The following is an 18,486-nucleotide window of genomic DNA, read 5'->3' as shown; positions in this document are numbered from 1 at the left end:
CAAATAAGAGAAGATCAACCTCCTTGCAACATTAACGTAATGTAATGTTTTCAATAATTTCACATTTATTCTTTTCCTAGGCAGTTTGTTCTACAAAATAGAACGAAGCCTTCATGTTTTTGATATTTTCATCCCACCCGATTGCCGTAGTATAGCCATATATTATCGAAACAACGAATATTGGAGTTCGGCATGAAAAAAGTACTGGCTATATTTTCCAGCCTAAATGGCAACCAAGGTAATTCTTCAAAGCTTGCAAACGAGTACCTTTCAAAAATTGAGAATGACGGTTCTGTGCACATTAACCGCGTGGATGTTGCCTCTCTAGCACTGCCTCATTTAACAGGTGAAGAAATGCAAGCGTGGATGACTGAGGCGTCTGAGCGAAATGAATCACAACAGGCATTGGCAAAAGTCTCTGATGACATTGTTGAAGCAGTAAAAGCGGCTGACGAAATTGTGCTAGCCGTGCCAATGTACAACTTTGGCATCCCATCGAGCTTAAAAGCTTACTTCGACCGTATTGCAAGAGCTGGTATAACATTTAAGTATACCGAGACAGGTCCTGTCGGATTGCTAGAAAATAAATCAGCGACTGTTTTTGCCGCGCGTGGTGGTGTGTATGCAGGTTCAGACTTTGATACGCAAACGCCGTATTTAAAACACTTTTTAAATTTTGTTGGTATCAGTGACGTTAAATTCGTTTACGCTGAAGGACTTAACATGGGCGAAGAGCAAGCAAACAAGGCTTTTTCTGAAGCAAGCGAAAAAATTATTGAACTAACCAACAACTAAACACACTAAATTAATGCAGTTAGCTAAAACGTAGGAAGTATGTTTTCAGCTAAAAGTGTGTTCCAAGTTGAGTGTGCTTGATTGCCCCGCGTGTTACGCGGGGCTTTTTTATGCGCGGCTTTTAGATTCTAGTTTGGTGTGACCTATAAGCAGCGTTGATATTCGCGGTTTTATTCGCTTTTGAGGAGTGCCTCTATGTCAGCGATAAAAGCCGGATCAGTAGGCTTTGTTGAACTAGGGTAGTGGGTTATTTGCTTACCGGAGCTGTCAATAAGGTACTTATTAAAGTTCCATGATGGCGCTTTGCCGGTGGCGGTTTTTAGCATTCTATACATAGGATCGGCGTCTTCACCTTTTACCGATATCGGTTCAAACATCGGAAACTTTACGCCATAAGTCAATTCACACAGTTCTGCCGTTTTGCCTTCATCATTATCTTCTTGGTTAAAATCGTGCGACGGGAAGCCAAGTACTACAAAATCTTTGTCTTTGTAGTCACTATAAAGGGCTTCTAAACCTTCAAATTGTGGCGTGTAGCCGCAATAGCTGGCTGTGTTCACCACTAAAAGGGTCTTTCCGGCATATTCGTTACACAAATTCACTGTTTCTTGTGAGTTGAGCTTACGCTTCATGAACTTTAGTACGCTGGGGCACTCGCTCGCAAAGCTAGGAGTCGTGAAAAAGCTGAGCGCAAGCAACGCAGGTACAAAACCTTTCGCTTTCATAGTGTTTTACCTCATCAGTGAATTTTTGTTATTTTGTTCAGGCCGACAGACCAGTTTCACAACCATAAACGCAGATGGTTTACGTTTGGTTCACTATCTCAATCGATGAACGTTGGCGCATTGGTAACTGCTCTGCGTATAATGTTAACGTTTTTTACATAACAACGACTTAAAATAATGAAAAAATACTCTTCTTTACTCATCGCGGCTAGCGTTACTTTTGCGTTGGGCGGATGTGCAAGCACGACTAACGAACCATCTAGCCAAACAGCGTCTACATCGCTTCCTGCTGCCACTGTCCAGCAAACCGTTACACCAGATGTCGCGCCTCAGAACAGCGCTAAAAATGGTGAAATTACTTTAAAGCAAATAATGTCAGACCCTCAATGGATGGGCGCGCTACCCGAAGGTATGGGGTGGTCGGTCAATGGCGATAAAATTGTTTTTGAAAAAGAAAGACAGAATAGCGCGTTAACAGATGTTTATGTTGCTGAACTCTCAAACCCTGCAAATGCCGTAAAAGCACCGTTGTCAGATTTGCACAAGTATCGTTTTGACGAACGTGTAGTAAGAAATGATGGAGTAATTGCTTATTCATTTGAAGACAGTGTTTATGTGCAATTTACCAACGGTGAAACCGTGCGTATCGCGCGTGGCGGGAATGCGCTGTCAACGCTTTCATTTATGACTGATGGCCGCTTAATGGCGTTAAGCGGTAACAAATTTATTGCTATAGACCTATCAAACGGCACCCGCGAAGAATTATTGAGCTGGGAGTTTAGCGACGAGCCTAAAGCGGTTGAGCCGCCTAAAGATTATATTGCCGGGCAGCAGCAGTCGCTGGTGGAATACATCAAACTACAGCGCAAAAACAGGCAAGAAAAAGACGACGCGCATAAAGCGTTGGCCAAAGAAAACAGCAGTGTAGCACCTACGCCTTTTTACTTTGATAAGTCACATCGACTAGCGGGTATTAGCGTATCACCTGCGGGTAACTTTGCAGTAGTCGCCACCACGGAAAGTAAGCCGACTCGTGATGACAGCGACATCATGCCGCATTATATCCAAGAAGACAGCCGCATTGCCGCGAAGCCGGTACGCCAACGTGTTGCAGATGCAGAATCGGTAAATCATGAACTGTGGCTGCTTAATTTGAAAACTGGCGAGAAGAGTGAACTTAAATACTTTAATTTGCCTGGCTACAATGACGACGTACTTGCTGACGTAAAAGCAGAAAACGCGAAGGCAAAAGGCGAGACCTATGAAGTTAATCGTTTGCCGCGCGACATTACCTTACTGCAAAGCTGGTATTGGACTAAGCCTTCGATTCGCTGGCACAAAAACGGTAACGCTGTTGCCGTCATGCTAGAAGCGTGGGACAACAAAGACCGCTGGATTGCAACGGTCGACTTAGCGAATAAAACGCTAGAAAACCAACATAGGCTTCATGACGATGCGTGGGTAAACTACCGTTTCAACGCGTTTGATTGGCTAAATGACAGCGAAACACTTTACTATCAGTCTGAGCATACTGGTTATTCTCACTTATACGTTCAAAAGCCTGGCGAGAAGCCTGTCGCGCTAACCAGCGGCCGTTTTATTGTTGACGATTTAACGCTTTCTAGCGATGACAATTATATCTACTTTAAAGCTAACATGGAGCACCCGGGGCTTTACGAAGTTTATCGTGCTGATTTAAGTGACAATACCATCGATACCATGACTGATTTGAATGGTATGACAGACTATTCACTTAGCCCTGATGGTAAAAATTTGTTGCTAAGCCATAGCAAGGTGAATCAACCACAAGAGCTTTACGTTAAGCCAGCAAACGAAACAACAGCGGCAAAGCAAATCACGCAAAGCACCAGTGCTGATTTTAATGCACTTCCATGGGCGGTGCCTAACATCGTTGCTATTGAATCGTCGCATACCGATGCACCTATTTACGCACGAGTATATTTACCGGAAAATTACGACAAGACGGCACCAAATAAAGCGGTAGTGTTTAATCACGGTGCAGGCTACTTGCAAAACGCCCACATGGGGTGGTCTGGTTACTTCCGAGAATACATGTTCCATAGCATGCTCGTGCAGCAAGGCTATGTCGTACTAGATATGGACTATCGCGCTAGTGCTGGCTACGGACGTGATTGGCGAACCGCTATTTATCGTCAAATGGGTACGCCTGAAGTGCAAGATTTGCGTGATGGTGTTAACTGGCTTGTTGAAAATGCAAATGTAGATCGTGAGCGTATTGGCACATACGGCGGTTCATACGGCGGCTTCTTAACCTTTATGTCTATGTTTACCGCGCCAGATCTGTTTGCGGCAGGTGCAGCACTTCGTCCAGTAACCGATTGGGCCCATTACAACACGCCATATACGGCAAACATACTGAATACGCCTGATATCGATCCCATCGCTTTTGAGCGTAGCTCGCCGATTTATTTTGCCGATGGACTAGAAAAGCCTTTGCTTATCAATGCGCCAATGGTTGATGACAACGTGTTTTTCCACGACACCGTGCGATTGGTACAGCGCCTTATCGAGCTTGAGAAAGAAGATTTTGAAACGGCCATTTATCCGGTAGAGCCACATGGCTTTGTGCAGCCAAGCTCTTGGCTTGATGAATACCGTCGTATATACAAGCTATTCGAAGAAAACTTATAGGCAAAACTGCGAGTGCAACCCAGTGATTAAGAGCCACTGAGTTGCTCACAGCGCGGTAGCTATTAAGGACGGAAAAAGCTTACAAAAAAGGCCCAAATTCAATGAATTAGGGCCTTTTTTTAAATCTTCTTTTTTGCTTCAGCACGTTAATCTGTTTTAACAAATCAAAATGCGCAAAAAGAGTGACGCTATATCGCTCGAGTTTCTATTTTCTTTTCGCCGTAATAAACATAAGTAAAAAGATTGCGATACCCGTAAGCGCACCAAATAAATGGGCGTCTACGGCAACTTTGGCGTCAATCAGGTTTGCAACTTGTTCGCTACTACCGTCAATTTGTTCGTATCCCACCTTGATGGCTAGACCTATAAGCAATAACCAACCCGACTTCATTTTCTCTTTTATATCAACACAGGCGCCCCATGCGAAAATACCGTGTAATGCGCCAGACAACCCCGCGTACCATATTAGATCTGGAGAGAAGAAATAAAGCCCGACACTGGTTCCTAAGCAGCACCATACAAAAACTTTTAAGTACAAACCAATGCGATAATGTTCACCGTGTAGGGCCCACAATAGCGCCAGACCTGCTAAATTTAAAAGTAGGTGGTAGCCATTGGTATGCACGATATTGCCGCTGACTATTCGCCAAGTTTCCAGGCCTTGAATGGCGTACCTGTCGTAAGCCAAATAATTGCCAGACATAGGCTCAAAGAAAAACGCGACAACGGAGCATAGCGCAATAAATAAAGGACCAGCGCTATACTTAAGCGAAAACGGCAGTGACATCATCAGTGTTAGTTATTTTTGAAATTAGAATTTGCTGGCTATGATACAGAAATTGCCTACAGGGTGAAAACTGAAGTACGCCCAAAACAAAAAGACGACAGTAAAGGAGTAATTATGTCTTACATTATTACCGAAACAATTCAGCAATGCTTAACCATTACACTTAACCGAACCGATAAGAAAAATGCGTTAACACGCGACATGTATCAAGAAATGGCGAATGCCATATTAGGTGTTAAAAACGATGGCTCAACCAAAGTGGTGGTTATTAAAGGCGCGGGCGATTGTTTTACTGCAGGAAATGACATTGGAGACTTCGCACAGCAACAAGATCACGCTCAGGTGCCAGAAACAGCTGCCTTTATGCGAGCTTTGGCGGCATGTAATTTACCGGTTATTGCACAAGTTCACGGATTAGCAGTGGGCATAGGCACAACGCTTTTACTTCATTGCGATTTTGTTTACGCCACTCCAGATACCCGATTTGTTCTACCATTCATCAACTTAGGGCTTGTTCCTGAATATGCATCAAGTTATCTTTTGCCTAAGGTTGCGGGTCATATAAAGGCGGCAGAGTGGCTAATGCTGGGCGAACCCTTTACCTCTGCTGATGCTTATCAATTTGGTATTCTGACAAAAATTGTCGACGCTCACGAAATAGATCAAACGGTTCAAACTACGGTAGAGAAACTCGTCGCCAAGCCTTCATTTTCGCTTAAACAAACAAAAGCGCTATTAAAAGGTGACGGAGAGCGAACAAACCAACAAATGAACGAAGAGTTTGATATATTTTTAGAAGCGTTGGGCACAACCGCAGCTCAAGAAGCGTTTGATGCGTTTCTTAAAAAACGCCCAATAAACCCCGAAAAATTTAAATAAGAGGAAGTATTATTTTGAGACGCAGTGCTTTTTTCAGAGCTTCAGTGGTAACTCTTGCATTATCTAGCTGTTTTATTTTTGGTGCGAACGCGAAGCAAACACGTGAAGTCGGAGAACCAGAAGCGGCAACAGGCTACATAGAGAAAAAGGCATTTGAAGCCGAAGATTATATGGTTGTAGCGGCAAATCCCTATGCGTCTTGGGCGGGAAAGAATATTTTAGAAAAGGGCGGAAGTGCGATCGATGCAGCGGTAGCTGTGCAATCGATGCTTTCGCTGGTTGAACCACAATCGTCAGGTATTGGTGGTGGTGCGTTTATCCTTTATTGGGATAATAAGAACAAAGTACTTCACACCTTTGACGGCCGTGAAACAGCACCGAAAGCTGTCAATTCTCATTGGTTTATTGAAGGTAATAAACCAATGCGCTGGTTAGATGCCGTAGTAGGCGGTAAGTCAGTTGGCGTGCCTGGAGCAGTAAAAGCGCTAGAAATCGCTCAGGGCGAGTTCGGCAAGCTGCCTTGGAATACGCTGTTCGACGATACAATCAAAACAGCTGAAGACGGCTTTAAAGTATCGCCGCGTTTAGCCAAACTTGTTGCATTAGACTATCACCCTGGCCTGAAAACTTTTCCTGCAAGCTCTACTTACTTCTTCCCGGCAGGCCTGCCGTTAAAAGAAGGCACGGTAAAGAAAAATAAGAAGCTGGCTAAAACCTTAAGAGGTATTGCTGAAAAAGGCAGCGATTATTTACTGAAAGGCGAAGTTGCCGAAAAAATAGTGGAAGCGGTTAATAATGCGGAGATTAACCCTGGCCAAATGTCGTTGGAAGACTTAGCAAGCTACGAACCAGTAAAACGTGAACCCGTATGTGGCCTGTACCACGAAAAACGCATTTGCGGTATGGCACCACCTAGCTCAGGTGGCGTAAACGTTTATCAAATTCTAAAAATGTTAGAAGGTTTTAACCTTAGTCAATACGCACCGGATTCAGTAGAGTTTGCCAACCTATATACGCAAGCTAGTGCGCTTTCATATGCCGACCGCGAGAAGTTCATTGCGGATAGCGATTTTACTAACTTGCCGTTTGCGGCCATGATTAATACCGCTTATCTTCAGCGCCGAGCCGAGAGTATTGCTGTTGATAAAGAGTGGCGCCGCAAACGCGCGGGCAATCCCTACGCCGATGCGAATGTAGCACTTGGTACGTCAATGGAGCTGCCCAATACCTCACACGTTTCTATAGTAGACAAAGAGGGCAATGCAGTATCAATGACTACCAGCATTGAATTTATGTTTGGTTCTGGGATTATGGTAGAAGGCTTCCTGCTTAATAATCAGCTTACCGACTTTTCATTTTCGCCAACCAAAAACCGTTTTCCAGTACCAAATCGCGTAGAGCCTGGTAAGCGTCCTAGAAGTGCTATGAGCCCTACAATGGTGTTCGACAAAGAAGGGAATTTAGAGGTGGTTGTAGGCTCGCCGGGCGGCTCTAGAATTGTAAGCTACGTCGCTCAAACCCTAATTGGAGTTTTAGACTTTGGCTTGGATATTCAGCAAGCCATCAATCTTCCTAAAATTACTAATCGAAACGACTACACTGCGTTAGAGAAGGGCACACCAATAGCTGAGCTTGAAGAGCCGTTAAAGGCACTCGGCCATAACGTTAAAGTAGTGGATTTAAACAGCGGTCTTCATGGCATTCAGTTTAAATCAGGTAAATTAATTGGCGGCGCAGATCCTCGCAGAGAGGGCATTGCAGTAGGGCGCTAATATTACATTTGCCTAGTTAAAACTAGATGCAGCAATGTGCTGTTGGGTGAGTGAAAGCGGAAGGTTAGATATCTTCCGCTTTTTTGTTTGAGGCGGGCAGCAACACTCGAGAGAAGAGTTCTCTTTTATCGACTAGTTCGTGTAAGGCAATCAACCATCAAATATTAATATAACCTTCAAGGTAAGACACCGCTTGGCCAGAAATAAGCACGCGGTCACCTGCCACCTCACATTTTAATGTGCCGCCTCGTTTAGATGCCTGATAAGCCATAAGTTTTGATCGTCCAAATACTTTTGCCCAATAAGGCGCTAGCCCAGTGTGGATTGAACCGGTAACCGAGTCTTCATCACCGCCATTCGCAGGCCAAAAATAACGCGAAACAAAATCAAATTGCGTACCAGGCGCTGTCACTACCACATCATAAGGCGCTAGTGTTTTTAGTTGTTCGCTGTCTTGAATTACGCTTAAAACGTCGTCTTCGTTAGAATAAACAGCAAAGTAGGCTTGGTTATTTTTTAAAATGCTTTTGGGCTTGATAGAGAGCCCTTTTAGTAACGCTTCAGGCACTTCACCGACAGGGCTGGGCATTCTATTAGGGAAATCCATCTGAATAAATCCGTCGCTCTTTTTAACGACTTTCATCATCCCAACCGACTTGGCGAATAGAGAAATGTGCGGTAATTGGTAATTTTCGCTAAAGATTACGAACGCGGATGCCAGCGTTGCATGACCACAAAAATCGATTTCCGTCACAGGGGAAAACCAACGTATAGCGAATACGCCATTATCATCTTCAACTAAAAAGGCGGTTTCTGAAAGGTTATTTTCAGCAGCGATTTCTTGCATTTTTTCATCGCTAAGCCATTTACCCGTTATAACTACTGCAGCAGGATTGCCCTTAAACCTTACATTGGTAAATGCATCGACAACGTTAATCTTAATTTTCATTCGAACGCGCTTTTTTTATGATCGTATTTAAGTCTGGTTTAATTGGCATTGCCTTAAATGGGCTAACGTTAGCGCCACCTGTATTTCCATGAGGTACTAGCCCAAATACAGTTTTTGTGGCAGCGCCCGCAATTCTGAAAAGTTGACCAAAAAACTCACCAATATTGCCTTGTCTCACTGCCCATAAAAGCATTTGAACGTGTACTTTAACGTGTAGCCTTGTAGAGGCTTGACCAAGAACGTGGGCATTTTCCAAATGAGCGAAGGCTTCAGCCTTATTTCCGTAATTTTGCTCATTGCGGGCTAATGCCAACTCATCTTCTACATAAGGGCGAATATTGCGCGTAAAGCCTTTTGCTTTGAACATGGTGTAAGTACCTTTATTGAGGTTGATTTAAACCAAGCTCTTTTTGCATTTTCTTGGTTAACCCTAACGATACTAGTTTATAAGATGCGCTTAAATAGTATTTTAACGCTTCATCTTCATCACTCTCGCAATTGTACTGTTGTATCCATTTCATTCCACGACTAGCGAGATAGGGCGCAGGCCTATAGCCAGGCTTTTCTTCCAGAAAATAATAGTTTTGCTCAGATGTTTTAAAGGTAAAAGCAGGGTGTCCGTCCTTGCTAATGCTCCCTATAGCAAAGACTTTACCACCTACTTTCCATACTTCTGAACTCCCCCACTGAACGACGTGAGTAGTGTGGGGGAGTGCTTTGCAATAGTGATTGAATTCATCAATGGTCATATGATTCTATTTATTGAAGAAGCTGACTAGTGGTTATTGTGATTAGTAAGCATCTTAATAAAGGTTTGGTTCATATCGCTACCCTCTTTTAAGAACTCGTAGTTAAGCAAGTGGTCTGCCCCTTGGTAGTTTATGTGCTTACACTTATGTTTAGTGCGCGCATTCATTTTTTCACAAACTGTTTCAGCCATAGTAGGCGAGGGCCAAATTTCATCGTTTTCGCCAGTCATTAACACAACATCGGCGCTGATTTTCTGTACAGGAATATTAGCTTTACCGTTGTCTGCTCGATTTTCTAAAGATTGCGTATAGAGATCTAGCAAACCATTAACTTCACCCGACGGGTTGAAAGGAACAAACGCTAAGTCTTGCCCGTCGTAAGTCCAGCTGGAACCAGGCACTTTACTCCAATCTTTCAAAATACCTGCCCAAACAACAGAGCTAGGCGCAATAGCAACCACATTTGAAATACTTGGTTCTTTTGACGCTAGAAGAAGTGACAGTTCAGCGCCTTTCGACCAGCCAACTACAATAATGTCGTCCGGCGTGGTTTCTGGTTGTGATTTTAACCACGACATAGCCTGAATTACATATTCAAGAGGTATTCTCTCTAACTCTGGTGGTAAGCCTTCTTCCTTAAAATAAGCTAAAGCTAGGGTAGGGAATCCCGCTTCAACGATTGGACTAGCGAGCTTTTCTGGCACGCCGCCTTCGGATCCTCCAAGCACTAAAACGCCAACTTTACGTTCTTGTGACTCTGAAGAGTAATACGTAGCAACAAAACCATCATCTTCTATTTTTAGCGAACGCGTAGAGGCTTCACACGAGAAAGAGACTAGCAAGGAAAAGAAAAAATAGATAAGTAAGGTTTGTGTTTTCATTTTTTTACCCGTTTTTTTAACATGAAATTAAGGTTGAGTACTCAACTGAAATAGCGCGCTCGATTATTCAATGGTCTTATGATTTTGTATATCGTTGCATATTTCGCAATGGATCCGCTTTTTAAAATTGTAAATGCGGCGAGCTGCAAATATAGAAATAGATATAAAAGCCCATGTAACCCCGAATTCAAGAGAGTAGGAAAAAGACTGGCCTTTAAAGTATTGAACACTGGCAAAAATAGTGGCCAGCAAGGGATATGCGACTAGGTATTGTAAAGTCCATTTTTTTATAGGCATTGTCGTTCCTTCGTAAATCTTCAAAATATAGATTTAGACTATCACTAGTGTTCATCTACATATAAGCGTTGATAAAATGCGTGTCAATTTTCACCTTAAGATTGCTCATACATTTTAATAGGCATTCCATTTTCATTTCTGAGTATTCTTTTTGATTTTTTTCTTTCTAACTCAGCTTTCCATTCTGGCTTAATCACAAGATAGTAATAAACGATAAAGCCTAGCCATGATAATAAAAACGACATCAAGAACCAGATGACCTTGTTATTACCAGAAGCCTTTTTAGATATAAGTGCTAGAACCCAAGGTAGGATATTTATTGTGAAAAAAGAGATAAAAAGTACAAGTAAAAACGATAAGTTCATAAAATATCCTTTCTTATTAAACTATCTAATAGAGAACACGGCAGCCATCTAAGATGTGAAACTCGTGTGCGAAAATTAGAATCTACGTGTCGGGATCCGTGATTACGTATTTCAACGGCCAGTTCGAGCTCCTTACTAGTTTGCCTTCTGACCTTGGAAACATCAATGATTCTCCAATTCAGGCTTGGGGTAACTACTTTTAAAACTAAATGCATCCTGAGATTCTCCATTTTCCCGAAGATGGTCTAATTTAGTGATAGCTTCCTGAAGGGTTGGAATATGACCCTTCGGTATCCACCAAAGCACATAAGATGCTTCGCTTAAGGGCAAAAACCACTCTTTTTTACGCTTAAGGAAATCAATGTGATGCGTCTTGAACATGAAGTTCTTAAGGGACTCTACGCTTTCCCAAACAGACATGTTAACAATGATATCTGGGTTATTTTCTACCTCTATATTAGTGGCATCACCTGATTCGTCTTTCAAACGCCAGATAAATCCTGGACTTTGTTCAGCAATGGCGTTGATAGGGTCTAAGTTATTTACAAAGTCCGCCATTTCGGGGGACTCCAAGTTAAACCTGACTTTTCCAATACTCAATTGAGCGAGATGCATATTGTCTCCTTGACTTTTAACTTAGAGAACGCGTTTTATAAAGTTAGACTAGGTCTAGTACTTTGAAGTGTCTGTCTTGGAATTACTTTACGCATTTTCCAAATAACTTACTTTTGAATGGAGAAAACGGATAGTTAGCTCCAATTTTAAAACAGTTGCTTGAGCAGTCTGCTCAGATGCCTGTTCAGCACATTGGCACCCAAAGAATCGGTGTAGGCCATCTTTAAAAGAATAAATAGGTTAACTGGTTCTTTTGAAAGGGGCGCTCGATTCATTATTTACCTTGATGCATAACGCCTAGCTAAACTGGCGCAAAATAGCAGGCTAAAATTAGCGACGAAGGAGCGCAAGCCTGCTGTTTTTCGTCCCTTGGTTAAAGCGTTTGTTATGTTTAAAACACTCTTAATTGTAAGGTTCAAGCTTAACATCTAACTCAGGCACACCAGTTAGAATTGGGGTTAATCGCCAACCATTTCTCAGATTACCGTGAGCCTCAGGGAAAAATAGAACACCAGACTTTTTAATCGCTTTATTGGATATAAAACGTTTTAATTTTTTAAAGACATCTTTAGAGCGCTGAGTTTCACAAAAGCCATCAATCGTACTTTGTAAAATTGTACTTCCCTCAACCTTATCTAAACCACTACCCTAGGTGGTTTACCATGAAAGTCCAAGTACAGTTTTTTGAGATTATCTGGTACCAGAGGCCAGCCACGTTCAATACCTTCTTTGGTACCTTTCCAGAATAAGTGCTCTGTATAATAAACATCTATGTACTCGAATTCTGCTTCGGTTGCAGTATCTAGTTTCTCGCTCATGTACTGCAACTGCTCAAGTGCTTCTTCTAAGTCGCCTTGGTTCAACAAAATAGTCGTCAAATTTGCAAACTCTCCCATTAGAAATGTAAGCGCCCAACTCTCATGTTTTTCCATAAGAGGAACAACGTCAGGAAACTTAGTGCGGATCTCTTTTAAGAATCGTCTTATTTCTGATTTAGCCATTGATTTCCCAGAAGCTTCTAACATTAAGCTAAGAGGCGCAAATGCGCTGAGCATAATGGCGAAGCCGCCCCGCGTGTATGCGTCACAGTGAAGGTAGTGAGTGAGTTTATTGGGTTGTTAGCTACCACAGTTTAAAAAAACTGCATGGCTAAACACGTTTTTTGCTTTTTCAATCTCACTCTCTAGATGCTTAGGTTGCACCCAGACATCAGTTGCGTTGCTGGTGTTTTGAAAGAGGCTTAATCTATTACCGTGAACCTCAATTTTTACAACGCTCTCAATTGGAATAGTTTTCTTGCTTGCTAGAGTAAACTGAAGCTTATTAGTTCGATTAATCAGTACCTCGTTTCCAATAAGCTCAAAAAGTTCTCTGTTTCGATTCCTGAAGTGCAAGATAAAATAATTGGACGCTAATGCAATCAATAGAATTAAAGATAGATTTTGCATTAAAAAAGAGAACGATTCTTCCATAATTTTCTCTGGTAGCTAACTTTTAAATAAGGGGCGCAGGCATGTGGGCTAAAATCCGAACGAAGTGAGCAGCCCACATGTTTGCGTCCCAGCCTGCGCAGTAGGCGAGCTTGATTTTTTTGTTATGTTTTGTTTTTAAAAACAACATACCGAAATATTAAAGTCTGAACCGAAGCAATTACGCCAAGTATCCAAGGGCCGTTAGTAGTGCCACTTACCAGTGAAAAGGTAACTGGTAAAACCATGTAAAACAAATAGTTTGTTTTTTTGTACTTACAAGCCAGCCAGTGAACTGGAAACCCGATAATTAACCAGCCTGCTATAGATACCAGTAGGAAAACTCCAATATAGAGCGAAAAAGTTGCTATTAATCCAGGGATTTCGGAACTTTGTAAGTTATCTGCGCCGATAAGAAAGATCGCTGGCAACAGTAAACTAGATGTCAGCAAGCTCCTTACTATTGCTTTATCCCAATCACCTAAGTACACCTGTTCCCCTGAAAAACATAACGCCTGCATAAGCGGCAAGTAACACTTGGCTAAACTAAGCGAGGTACGAGCGCGAGCCAAGTGTTACGCGTCCGCCCTTAATGCACTTGTTAGCATTCAGTTCGCAGATTATCCATAATTGTGGCAGCAGAATTAAAGTAATATTCGCAATCCTTACTGACCATTTTTGTCGAATAAGAAGCTTTAGGCTGTTCACGCTTTTCAAAGTCTAACTTGAAATTTAGTGAATTATAATATTGTGAATCCATATAAACTTCCGCTGGACTATGTTCTTTCGCACGAATTTTTGCTCGAGCAGTATGCTCTATGTCCATTAATTGAGCGAATGGAATTCCTAAGCTATTTAGAGATATATGATTTTTTGAATCTGATATATGAAGTAGATTGTCATCATAATAAGAGTTTTGCCCTTGTGTAATGACAGAATAGGTTGGCAAACCTAAACACTCTTGATAAATAGTCGATATTTCTGCTGACAACTTAACAAAAAGCTCAGGCTCGTAACTATAAGTAACATCATTATCATGCGCACCTACAGACCAATTGCTTTTCAAAAGTAAGCTATCCGCAAAGGATATAAATGATACTGATGGATACTCACTTGCTAGTGCATCGATACGATCCCTCAATGAACAGAGCATTGCTGTAGTGAGTTTATCTTCTTCCAAATACTGTTTTACTCCTATGGCGTCAACCATAGCGAAAACAGAAAAAGAACGAGCATAAAGGCTATTTAACCAGTCTCCATTAACGAAGATAATTGGTTTCTCACCATACTGCCAGCACCCGATGCAACGTACAAAATTTTCTTTTGTTAAGATAATCGAAACTTCATGAAATCGATCTGAGACATTTGCATACCAGGATAACTCTACAGAGTTAGCTAGAATTTTTCTTGCCGCTACAAAGCTAACGTATCCAACAGGTTCGTAATCATTATTTTGTGGGTTACTCAAAAAATGACTCATCATCTTTTCATATTCATTCAGAAATTTTTCGTCCATTAAATATAGGTCTTGCTCTAATGGGATTTCTTCAAATGGATAATGATCAAACTTTTCATGATCAAACAATGTTTGATACCTCTATGAATGCTAACTTTTCAATAACGGGCGCAGACATGTGGGGCATAATGGCGAAGCCGCCCCGCGTGTATGCGTCCCAGCGAACGAAGTGAGCGAGTTTATTGAGTTGTTATATTTCATCGCTTGTACAACCTGAATTCACTGGATTCAGCCACTTCACAAAGCCCTTTTAACATGCCGTATAATCTTGCTATGCAACCTGTGAGAGTTTTACTATGTAAGTTTTCACGAACAGAAACAGTTGCAACAAAGTTATGTATGCGCTGTTCTATTTTTTCATTAGGAAGGTTATGGGCGAGCTTGTTTCTTACTGCATTTAACTCTTTTATCTGTGTCCAAAGCCATTTGGGCTCTTCATTCGCTAGGCACATGCTTTCCGCAATAGTAATACACGATAATGCGTTTATTTGTGATTTTTCAAACGGTTCTGGATTAACTAACCTACTAGAAATGAATCTTCTAACTAATTTCTCTATGAGGAGGTGACCTTTAAGAACAATCAACGCAGGATCGTGTTCTTCAGACGGGAGGTGTATGATTAAGTCATTAATTGCATCTAAGCTTTGTTCGTCTTCTTTTTCCAATAAGTCTTCTAAAAAGGCGATTTCAGTATTAAAGCTGTGCTCTTTGTGTTCCCCACTATCAGACAGTTTACGTAGTTGTGATAGCTTTGTTCTCAAATCATCCTTTCTACTCATAACCCTTCCCTGAAATATAACGCCCGCATAAAGGGCAGTAACACATGGGCAATAATTAGAGCGAAGCGACAGTGCCCATGTGTTACTGTCCCAGCGAGCTTGCGAGCGATTTAATGCGTTTGTTAGCTGCAGGCTACTCGATTTTATATATTTCTACACTTCCAACTTTTTTACCTTCCGCGCTACCACCGTGGTGATGGTATGGACGACGAAAAAAGAACTCTACGTTTGTATTTTTTGTGATAAATGCGTATTCAATTTTTGCACGCTTAAAAGTAGAAATCGCAGCTTTTATAGCAGCCTCATGTGTATCAAACACCTGATCATCTTTTTGTAAATTTCCACTTTGTCGTAGCACTCGTAAAAGGTATTTCCCACCACTCTGAAGTGTTGATGTTGCAACTAGTTGGTCGAGATAGACCACACTATCGTCATTCGGATCGTCAAGCTGCTGTTCACGTTTGGAAATAGTCGCCCATGTAATTATTGCCATAATTACACCAAGTATTAATCCTACAATTGTATTGGTTTGTTCATCCATGTTTCACCTGCAGCTAACTTTTCAATAACGGGCGCAGGCACGTGGGGCATAATGGCAAAGCCGCCCCACGTGTATGCGTCCCAGCGAACGAAGTGAGCGAGTTAATTGAGTTGTTATACGAATAGCCAGCTAATTCATAGAAAGGAGGCTACGAGGTTTAAGCTCTAAATTGCTTTCCAGCCTCTCTATTTTTGACAGAAGTTCCTGATTAGCTTTACTTGTTTTGTCGATTTGATGCTGAAGCTTGTCTACTTTGACCTGTAAAGTCTGTTTGGCCTGATTTTGTTGATACATGATGTATGATTGCAAGCTAATTACAGTTGCAAAAGCGATAGTTGATAAAGCTACTTTTGTATGACTTTTCATAGAACTTCCTTATTTCAATTGAACATTAAGACTACCAGTGATTTTTTAGTTTTTCACTTATTCGTATAACTTTCCAATAACGGGCGCAGACATGTGGGGCATAATGGCGCAGCCGCTCCGCGTGTATGCGTCCCAGCGAACGTAGTGAGTGTGTTGATTGGGTTGTTAGTACCCGTAAACCCGATACTACCTAGCAACATTATTTAATTTTATTTCTATTTTTGATTATTTCACGGTAACTGAAATAGGTAAAAAACGGCGATAGCAAATAAAATGCTAAGAACACGTCTAAGGCAAAAAGCGGGTAAATTAATTCTGCTTGTCCAATAGACCCGCAAAAGTCCCATGAAAAGATAGAGATACATTCATACACTGAAGTTGACCAGACATATGCAGTAAAACCGAATAAAACGCTAATTATTAGAAGACTTCTCAGCATTTTAAGGTATAGCTTTTTGGATGGTTTTACTTTCAAGCTTCCTGCTCCGAGGGTACTAACTTCCAAATATGGGGCGCAGACATGTGTGCGAAAATGGCGAAGCCGCCCCGCATGTTTGCGTCCCAGCGAACGAAATGAGTGACTTATTTTTTTTGTTAGGTGCGAGCTTATTCATAGACCCCTTGCTTTGTAATCAAACATTTAGGGCAAAAAGCCTTTCCTTTTAATGCCAATTCATTACAGCCAGCACATTGACAATTATTAGTTGAATAACCATTGAACTTTTTAAGTAACGCACTTATGTGTTTCCTCAATAGATGATCTTTGCTGACATCAGTCGGAGAGTCAATTTTCACAGCAAATAGTGACTGCACTTTGTCGAAATGATCAACTAGCCAATGTTGAGAACAAGTTGAACATTTGAGAATAGATTGCCAACCATTCCCATAACTTTGCATCTCAGGCATTGAATTGAAGTAACTATCATTTCTCCAGCCAGTAACTCTTATATCCATGCTTTGACACTGACATTTCACTTGTAGCACCTAACTTTCCAATAACGGGCGCAGACATGTGGGGCATAATGGCGAAGCCGCCCCGCGTGTATGCGTCCCAGCGAACGAAGTGAGTGTGTTTATTGGCTTGTTATGGGGCATGCTTATTCGAAGAAAGAATGCTAGCAGTAGCCAATACACTACCAATAAAGATACCCGTGATACTGAAGGTTAGACCGGCTTCTAAACCCGATAACACACCTGATTGTAATTGAGAGTAAACAGGAGATAGACCGAAGTAAGCGCCGACAGCACAGCCAATAAAGCTGAATGACAAACCAATTTTAGTTCCTAGTTAAAAATCCTTCTTATCTTGATTTACCTTTGACACATAACTTTAAGCTAAGGGGCGATTGCGCGTGGGGCACAATAACGAAGTTGCCCCGCGTGTAAGCGTCCCAGTGACCGAAGGGAACGACTTGAGCGTTTTGTTAGAAGCAGAGCCTGTTTCGTTGGCCTTTTTAAAAGGTAATGCAGCCAGCATACGATTGATTATTAACACAAACAAGTAAAACGACAGCGTGGTAATGTTTTTGATTTGACTGAAGTAAGCCGCCATTTGAACTAAGAAACGCATTGGCGCTTGCTGACTGAGAATAAGAACTTGGCGATAAAGCGCCTAATGCGCAACCTTTGAAGTTAATGCGGCGATATTAAAACTACCAAAAGCTAAAGCGATGCTGGTAAAAACAGGTGAGGGTAGTTGGACTGAGATTTTTACAAAGCCAAACGTAGTTTAGGCTGACGCCTTCTAACTTCCAAATAAGGGGCGCAGACGCGGGGCTATAATCGCGCAGCGGCCCAGTGCGCGCCAGCGCATGACTTAATTTGTTTGTTATAAATGATTTAAGGTAAAAGCTGCAAGTAAAAAGAGTGCGGCTGTCAATTTGCTTTTTATGTTTTTAACAACCAGCCATGGCGCGTACTGAGCGAAAGCGATGTTTAAAAGAGTTTTGCCGTCACAAGTAACCGCTGATGTAGCAACTGTAGAACTGGAAACAGCCTTTCACGTACTTGGTCGTAGCCGTTTTTGAATTATCTGCGAAGAAAGGCCGAAAAGAGTGGGTTGTTTACGCAGTCGAATGGTTGAGGGTAAACGCTGTTAATTGAAAAGAAAAACTAGAAGTTTATGACTACTGAAAAAAGAGTCTAAGCCCAGATTCCGCCATGGTTTATAACTTTCCAATAACGGGCGCAGGCATGTGGGGCATAATGGCGAAGCCGCCCCGCATGTATGCGTCCCAGCGAACGCAGTGAGTGTGTTGATTGGGTTGTTAGTACCCGTAAACTCAATACTACCTAGCAACATTATTTAATTTTATTCCTATTTTTGAT

20 protein-coding genes are annotated in these 18,486 nt (G+C 41.8%); 4 read left to right on the top strand and 16 right to left on the bottom strand.

From position 1 onward, the window contains the following. Positions 1-192: 192 nt before the first annotated feature. On the top strand, positions 193-795 hold the full coding sequence (locus ACFI6L_RS15090) for an FMN-dependent NADH-azoreductase (protein ID WP_014949716.1): 603 nt from the start codon (positions 193-195) through the stop codon (positions 793-795). A 170-nt stretch (positions 796-965) separates the two neighbouring features. Here ACFI6L_RS15090 and ACFI6L_RS15085 read toward each other — a convergent pair whose 3' ends face one another. Next, positions 966-1,520 carry a glutathione peroxidase gene (locus ACFI6L_RS15085; RefSeq protein ID WP_014949715.1) on the bottom strand — a complete coding sequence of 185 codons (555 nt, stop codon included), beginning with the start codon at positions 1,518-1,520 and terminating at the stop codon, positions 966-968. A gap of 177 nt (positions 1,521-1,697) precedes the next feature. On the opposite strand from ACFI6L_RS15085, the gene ACFI6L_RS15080 reads away from it, so the two are divergent. After that, a complete protein-coding gene (locus ACFI6L_RS15080; protein WP_462574342.1) occupies positions 1,698-4,193 on the top strand; it encodes a S9 family peptidase in 2,496 nt (831 codons plus the stop codon). 205 nt (positions 4,194-4,398) lie between these two features. On the opposite strand, the gene rrtA is transcribed toward ACFI6L_RS15080, so the two are convergent. Continuing rightward, a complete protein-coding gene (rrtA, locus tag ACFI6L_RS15075; protein ID WP_014949713.1) occupies positions 4,399-4,983 on the bottom strand; it encodes a rhombosortase in 585 nt (194 codons plus the stop codon). 111 nt (positions 4,984-5,094) lie between these two features. On the opposite strand from rrtA, the gene ACFI6L_RS15070 reads away from it, so the two are divergent. Together ACFI6L_RS15070 and ggt are read left to right on the top strand one after the other, a co-directional pair. Next, positions 5,095-5,859 carry an enoyl-CoA hydratase gene (locus ACFI6L_RS15070; RefSeq protein ID WP_278711968.1) on the top strand — a complete coding sequence of 255 codons (765 nt, stop codon included), beginning with the start codon at positions 5,095-5,097 and terminating at the stop codon, positions 5,857-5,859. A 14-nt stretch (positions 5,860-5,873) separates the two neighbouring features. After that, complete coding sequence (gene ggt, locus ACFI6L_RS15065) at positions 5,874-7,631, top strand: gamma-glutamyltransferase (RefSeq protein WP_462574340.1); 1,758 nt, start codon at positions 5,874-5,876, stop codon at positions 7,629-7,631. Positions 7,632-7,788: 157 nt separating this feature from the next. Here the strand turns inward: ggt and ACFI6L_RS15060 are convergent, their stop codons facing one another. From ACFI6L_RS15060 to ACFI6L_RS14995, 14 genes are all read right to left on the bottom strand, one after another. Then, positions 7,789-8,580: a PhzF family phenazine biosynthesis protein gene (locus tag ACFI6L_RS15060; RefSeq protein ID WP_462574339.1), complete on the bottom strand. Its 792-nt coding sequence runs from the start codon at positions 8,578-8,580 to the stop codon at positions 7,789-7,791. Further along, positions 8,570-8,947 carry a DUF3703 domain-containing protein gene (locus ACFI6L_RS15055; protein ID WP_462574338.1) on the bottom strand — a complete coding sequence of 126 codons (378 nt, stop codon included), beginning with the start codon at positions 8,945-8,947 and terminating at the stop codon, positions 8,570-8,572. Before ACFI6L_RS15055 ends, ACFI6L_RS15060 begins: the two co-directional genes overlap by 11 nt. 13 nt (positions 8,948-8,960) lie before the next feature. Continuing rightward, on the bottom strand, positions 8,961-9,329 hold the full coding sequence (locus ACFI6L_RS15050; RefSeq protein ID WP_156078441.1) for an MmcQ/YjbR family DNA-binding protein: 369 nt from the start codon (positions 9,327-9,329) through the stop codon (positions 8,961-8,963). Positions 9,330-9,355: 26 nt separating this feature from the next. Beyond that, positions 9,356-10,210, bottom strand: a complete 855-nt coding sequence (locus ACFI6L_RS15045) for an acyl-CoA thioester hydrolase/BAAT C-terminal domain-containing protein (RefSeq protein WP_014949707.1) — start codon at positions 10,208-10,210, stop codon at positions 9,356-9,358. Between the two features lie 392 nt (positions 10,211-10,602). Beyond that, positions 10,603-10,872: a hypothetical protein gene (locus tag ACFI6L_RS15040; RefSeq protein WP_014949705.1), complete on the bottom strand. Its 270-nt coding sequence runs from the start codon at positions 10,870-10,872 to the stop codon at positions 10,603-10,605. Between the two features lie 162 nt (positions 10,873-11,034). Continuing rightward, positions 11,035-11,487, bottom strand: coding sequence for a DUF3291 domain-containing protein (locus ACFI6L_RS15035; protein ID WP_462574336.1), 453 nt, complete (start codon positions 11,485-11,487; stop codon positions 11,035-11,037). A gap of 635 nt (positions 11,488-12,122) precedes the next feature. Beyond that, entirely contained in the window at positions 12,123-12,488 is a 366-nt protein-coding gene (locus ACFI6L_RS15030) for a DUF7674 family protein (RefSeq protein WP_156078439.1), read from the bottom strand. A gap of 117 nt (positions 12,489-12,605) precedes the next feature. Next, positions 12,606-12,959: a hypothetical protein gene (locus tag ACFI6L_RS15025; RefSeq protein ID WP_131138440.1), complete on the bottom strand. Its 354-nt coding sequence runs from the start codon at positions 12,957-12,959 to the stop codon at positions 12,606-12,608. A 122-nt stretch (positions 12,960-13,081) separates the two neighbouring features. Further along, a complete protein-coding gene (locus tag ACFI6L_RS15020) occupies positions 13,082-13,528 on the bottom strand; it encodes a hypothetical protein (protein ID WP_342326355.1) in 447 nt (148 codons plus the stop codon). 29 nt (positions 13,529-13,557) lie between these two features. Then, on the bottom strand, positions 13,558-14,541 hold the full coding sequence (locus ACFI6L_RS15015; protein WP_462574334.1) for a hypothetical protein: 984 nt from the start codon (positions 14,539-14,541) through the stop codon (positions 13,558-13,560). A gap of 128 nt (positions 14,542-14,669) precedes the next feature. Beyond that, entirely contained in the window at positions 14,670-15,251 is a 582-nt protein-coding gene (locus ACFI6L_RS15010; protein WP_462574333.1) for a hypothetical protein, read from the bottom strand. Between the two features lie 133 nt (positions 15,252-15,384). Beyond that, a complete protein-coding gene (locus ACFI6L_RS15005; RefSeq protein WP_462574331.1) occupies positions 15,385-15,792 on the bottom strand; it encodes a hypothetical protein in 408 nt (135 codons plus the stop codon). 129 nt (positions 15,793-15,921) lie between these two features. Further along, complete coding sequence (locus tag ACFI6L_RS15000) at positions 15,922-16,158, bottom strand: hypothetical protein (protein ID WP_342326357.1); 237 nt, start codon at positions 16,156-16,158, stop codon at positions 15,922-15,924. Between the two features lie 1,084 nt (positions 16,159-17,242). Beyond that, positions 17,243-17,428: a hypothetical protein gene (locus ACFI6L_RS14995; RefSeq protein ID WP_462574330.1), complete on the bottom strand. Its 186-nt coding sequence runs from the start codon at positions 17,426-17,428 to the stop codon at positions 17,243-17,245. Positions 17,429-18,486 lie beyond the last annotated feature (1,058 nt).

The organism is Alteromonas sp. G4i35, assembly GCF_054960375.1.
This window is presented reverse-complemented; position numbering and strand designations above follow the sequence as displayed.

Bases quoted from the DNA above. Each gene is read 5' to 3' on its own strand.
- ACFI6L_RS15090 (WP_014949716.1), top strand. From the start codon at position 193: ATGAAAAAAGTACTGGCTATATTTTCCAGCCTAAATGGCAACCAAGGT.
- ACFI6L_RS15085 (WP_014949715.1), bottom strand. From the start codon at position 1,520: ATGAAAGCGAAAGGTTTTGTACCTGCGTTGCTTGCGCTCAGCTTTTTC.
- ACFI6L_RS15080 (WP_462574342.1), top strand. From the start codon at position 1,698: ATGAAAAAATACTCTTCTTTACTCATCGCGGCTAGCGTTACTTTTGCG.
- rrtA (WP_014949713.1), bottom strand. From the start codon at position 4,983: ATGATGTCACTGCCGTTTTCGCTTAAGTATAGCGCTGGTCCTTTATTT.
- ACFI6L_RS15070 (WP_278711968.1), top strand. From the start codon at position 5,095: ATGTCTTACATTATTACCGAAACAATTCAGCAATGCTTAACCATTACA.
- ACFI6L_RS15060 (WP_462574339.1), bottom strand. From the start codon at position 8,580: ATGAAAATTAAGATTAACGTTGTCGATGCATTTACCAATGTAAGGTTT.
- ACFI6L_RS15055 (WP_462574338.1), bottom strand. From the start codon at position 8,947: ATGTTCAAAGCAAAAGGCTTTACGCGCAATATTCGCCCTTATGTAGAA.
- ACFI6L_RS15050 (WP_156078441.1), bottom strand. From the start codon at position 9,329: ATGACCATTGATGAATTCAATCACTATTGCAAAGCACTCCCCCACACT.
- ACFI6L_RS15045 (WP_014949707.1), bottom strand. From the start codon at position 10,210: ATGAAAACACAAACCTTACTTATCTATTTTTTCTTTTCCTTGCTAGTC.
- ACFI6L_RS15040 (WP_014949705.1), bottom strand. From the start codon at position 10,872: ATGAACTTATCGTTTTTACTTGTACTTTTTATCTCTTTTTTCACAATA.
- ACFI6L_RS15035 (WP_462574336.1), bottom strand. From the start codon at position 11,487: ATGCATCTCGCTCAATTGAGTATTGGAAAAGTCAGGTTTAACTTGGAG.
- ACFI6L_RS15030 (WP_156078439.1), bottom strand. From the start codon at position 12,488: ATGGCTAAATCAGAAATAAGACGATTCTTAAAAGAGATCCGCACTAAG.
- ACFI6L_RS15025 (WP_131138440.1), bottom strand. From the start codon at position 12,959: ATGGAAGAATCGTTCTCTTTTTTAATGCAAAATCTATCTTTAATTCTA.
- ACFI6L_RS15010 (WP_462574333.1), bottom strand. From the start codon at position 15,251: ATGAGTAGAAAGGATGATTTGAGAACAAAGCTATCACAACTACGTAAA.
- ACFI6L_RS15005 (WP_462574331.1), bottom strand. From the start codon at position 15,792: ATGGATGAACAAACCAATACAATTGTAGGATTAATACTTGGTGTAATT.
- ACFI6L_RS15000 (WP_342326357.1), bottom strand. From the start codon at position 16,158: ATGAAAAGTCATACAAAAGTAGCTTTATCAACTATCGCTTTTGCAACT.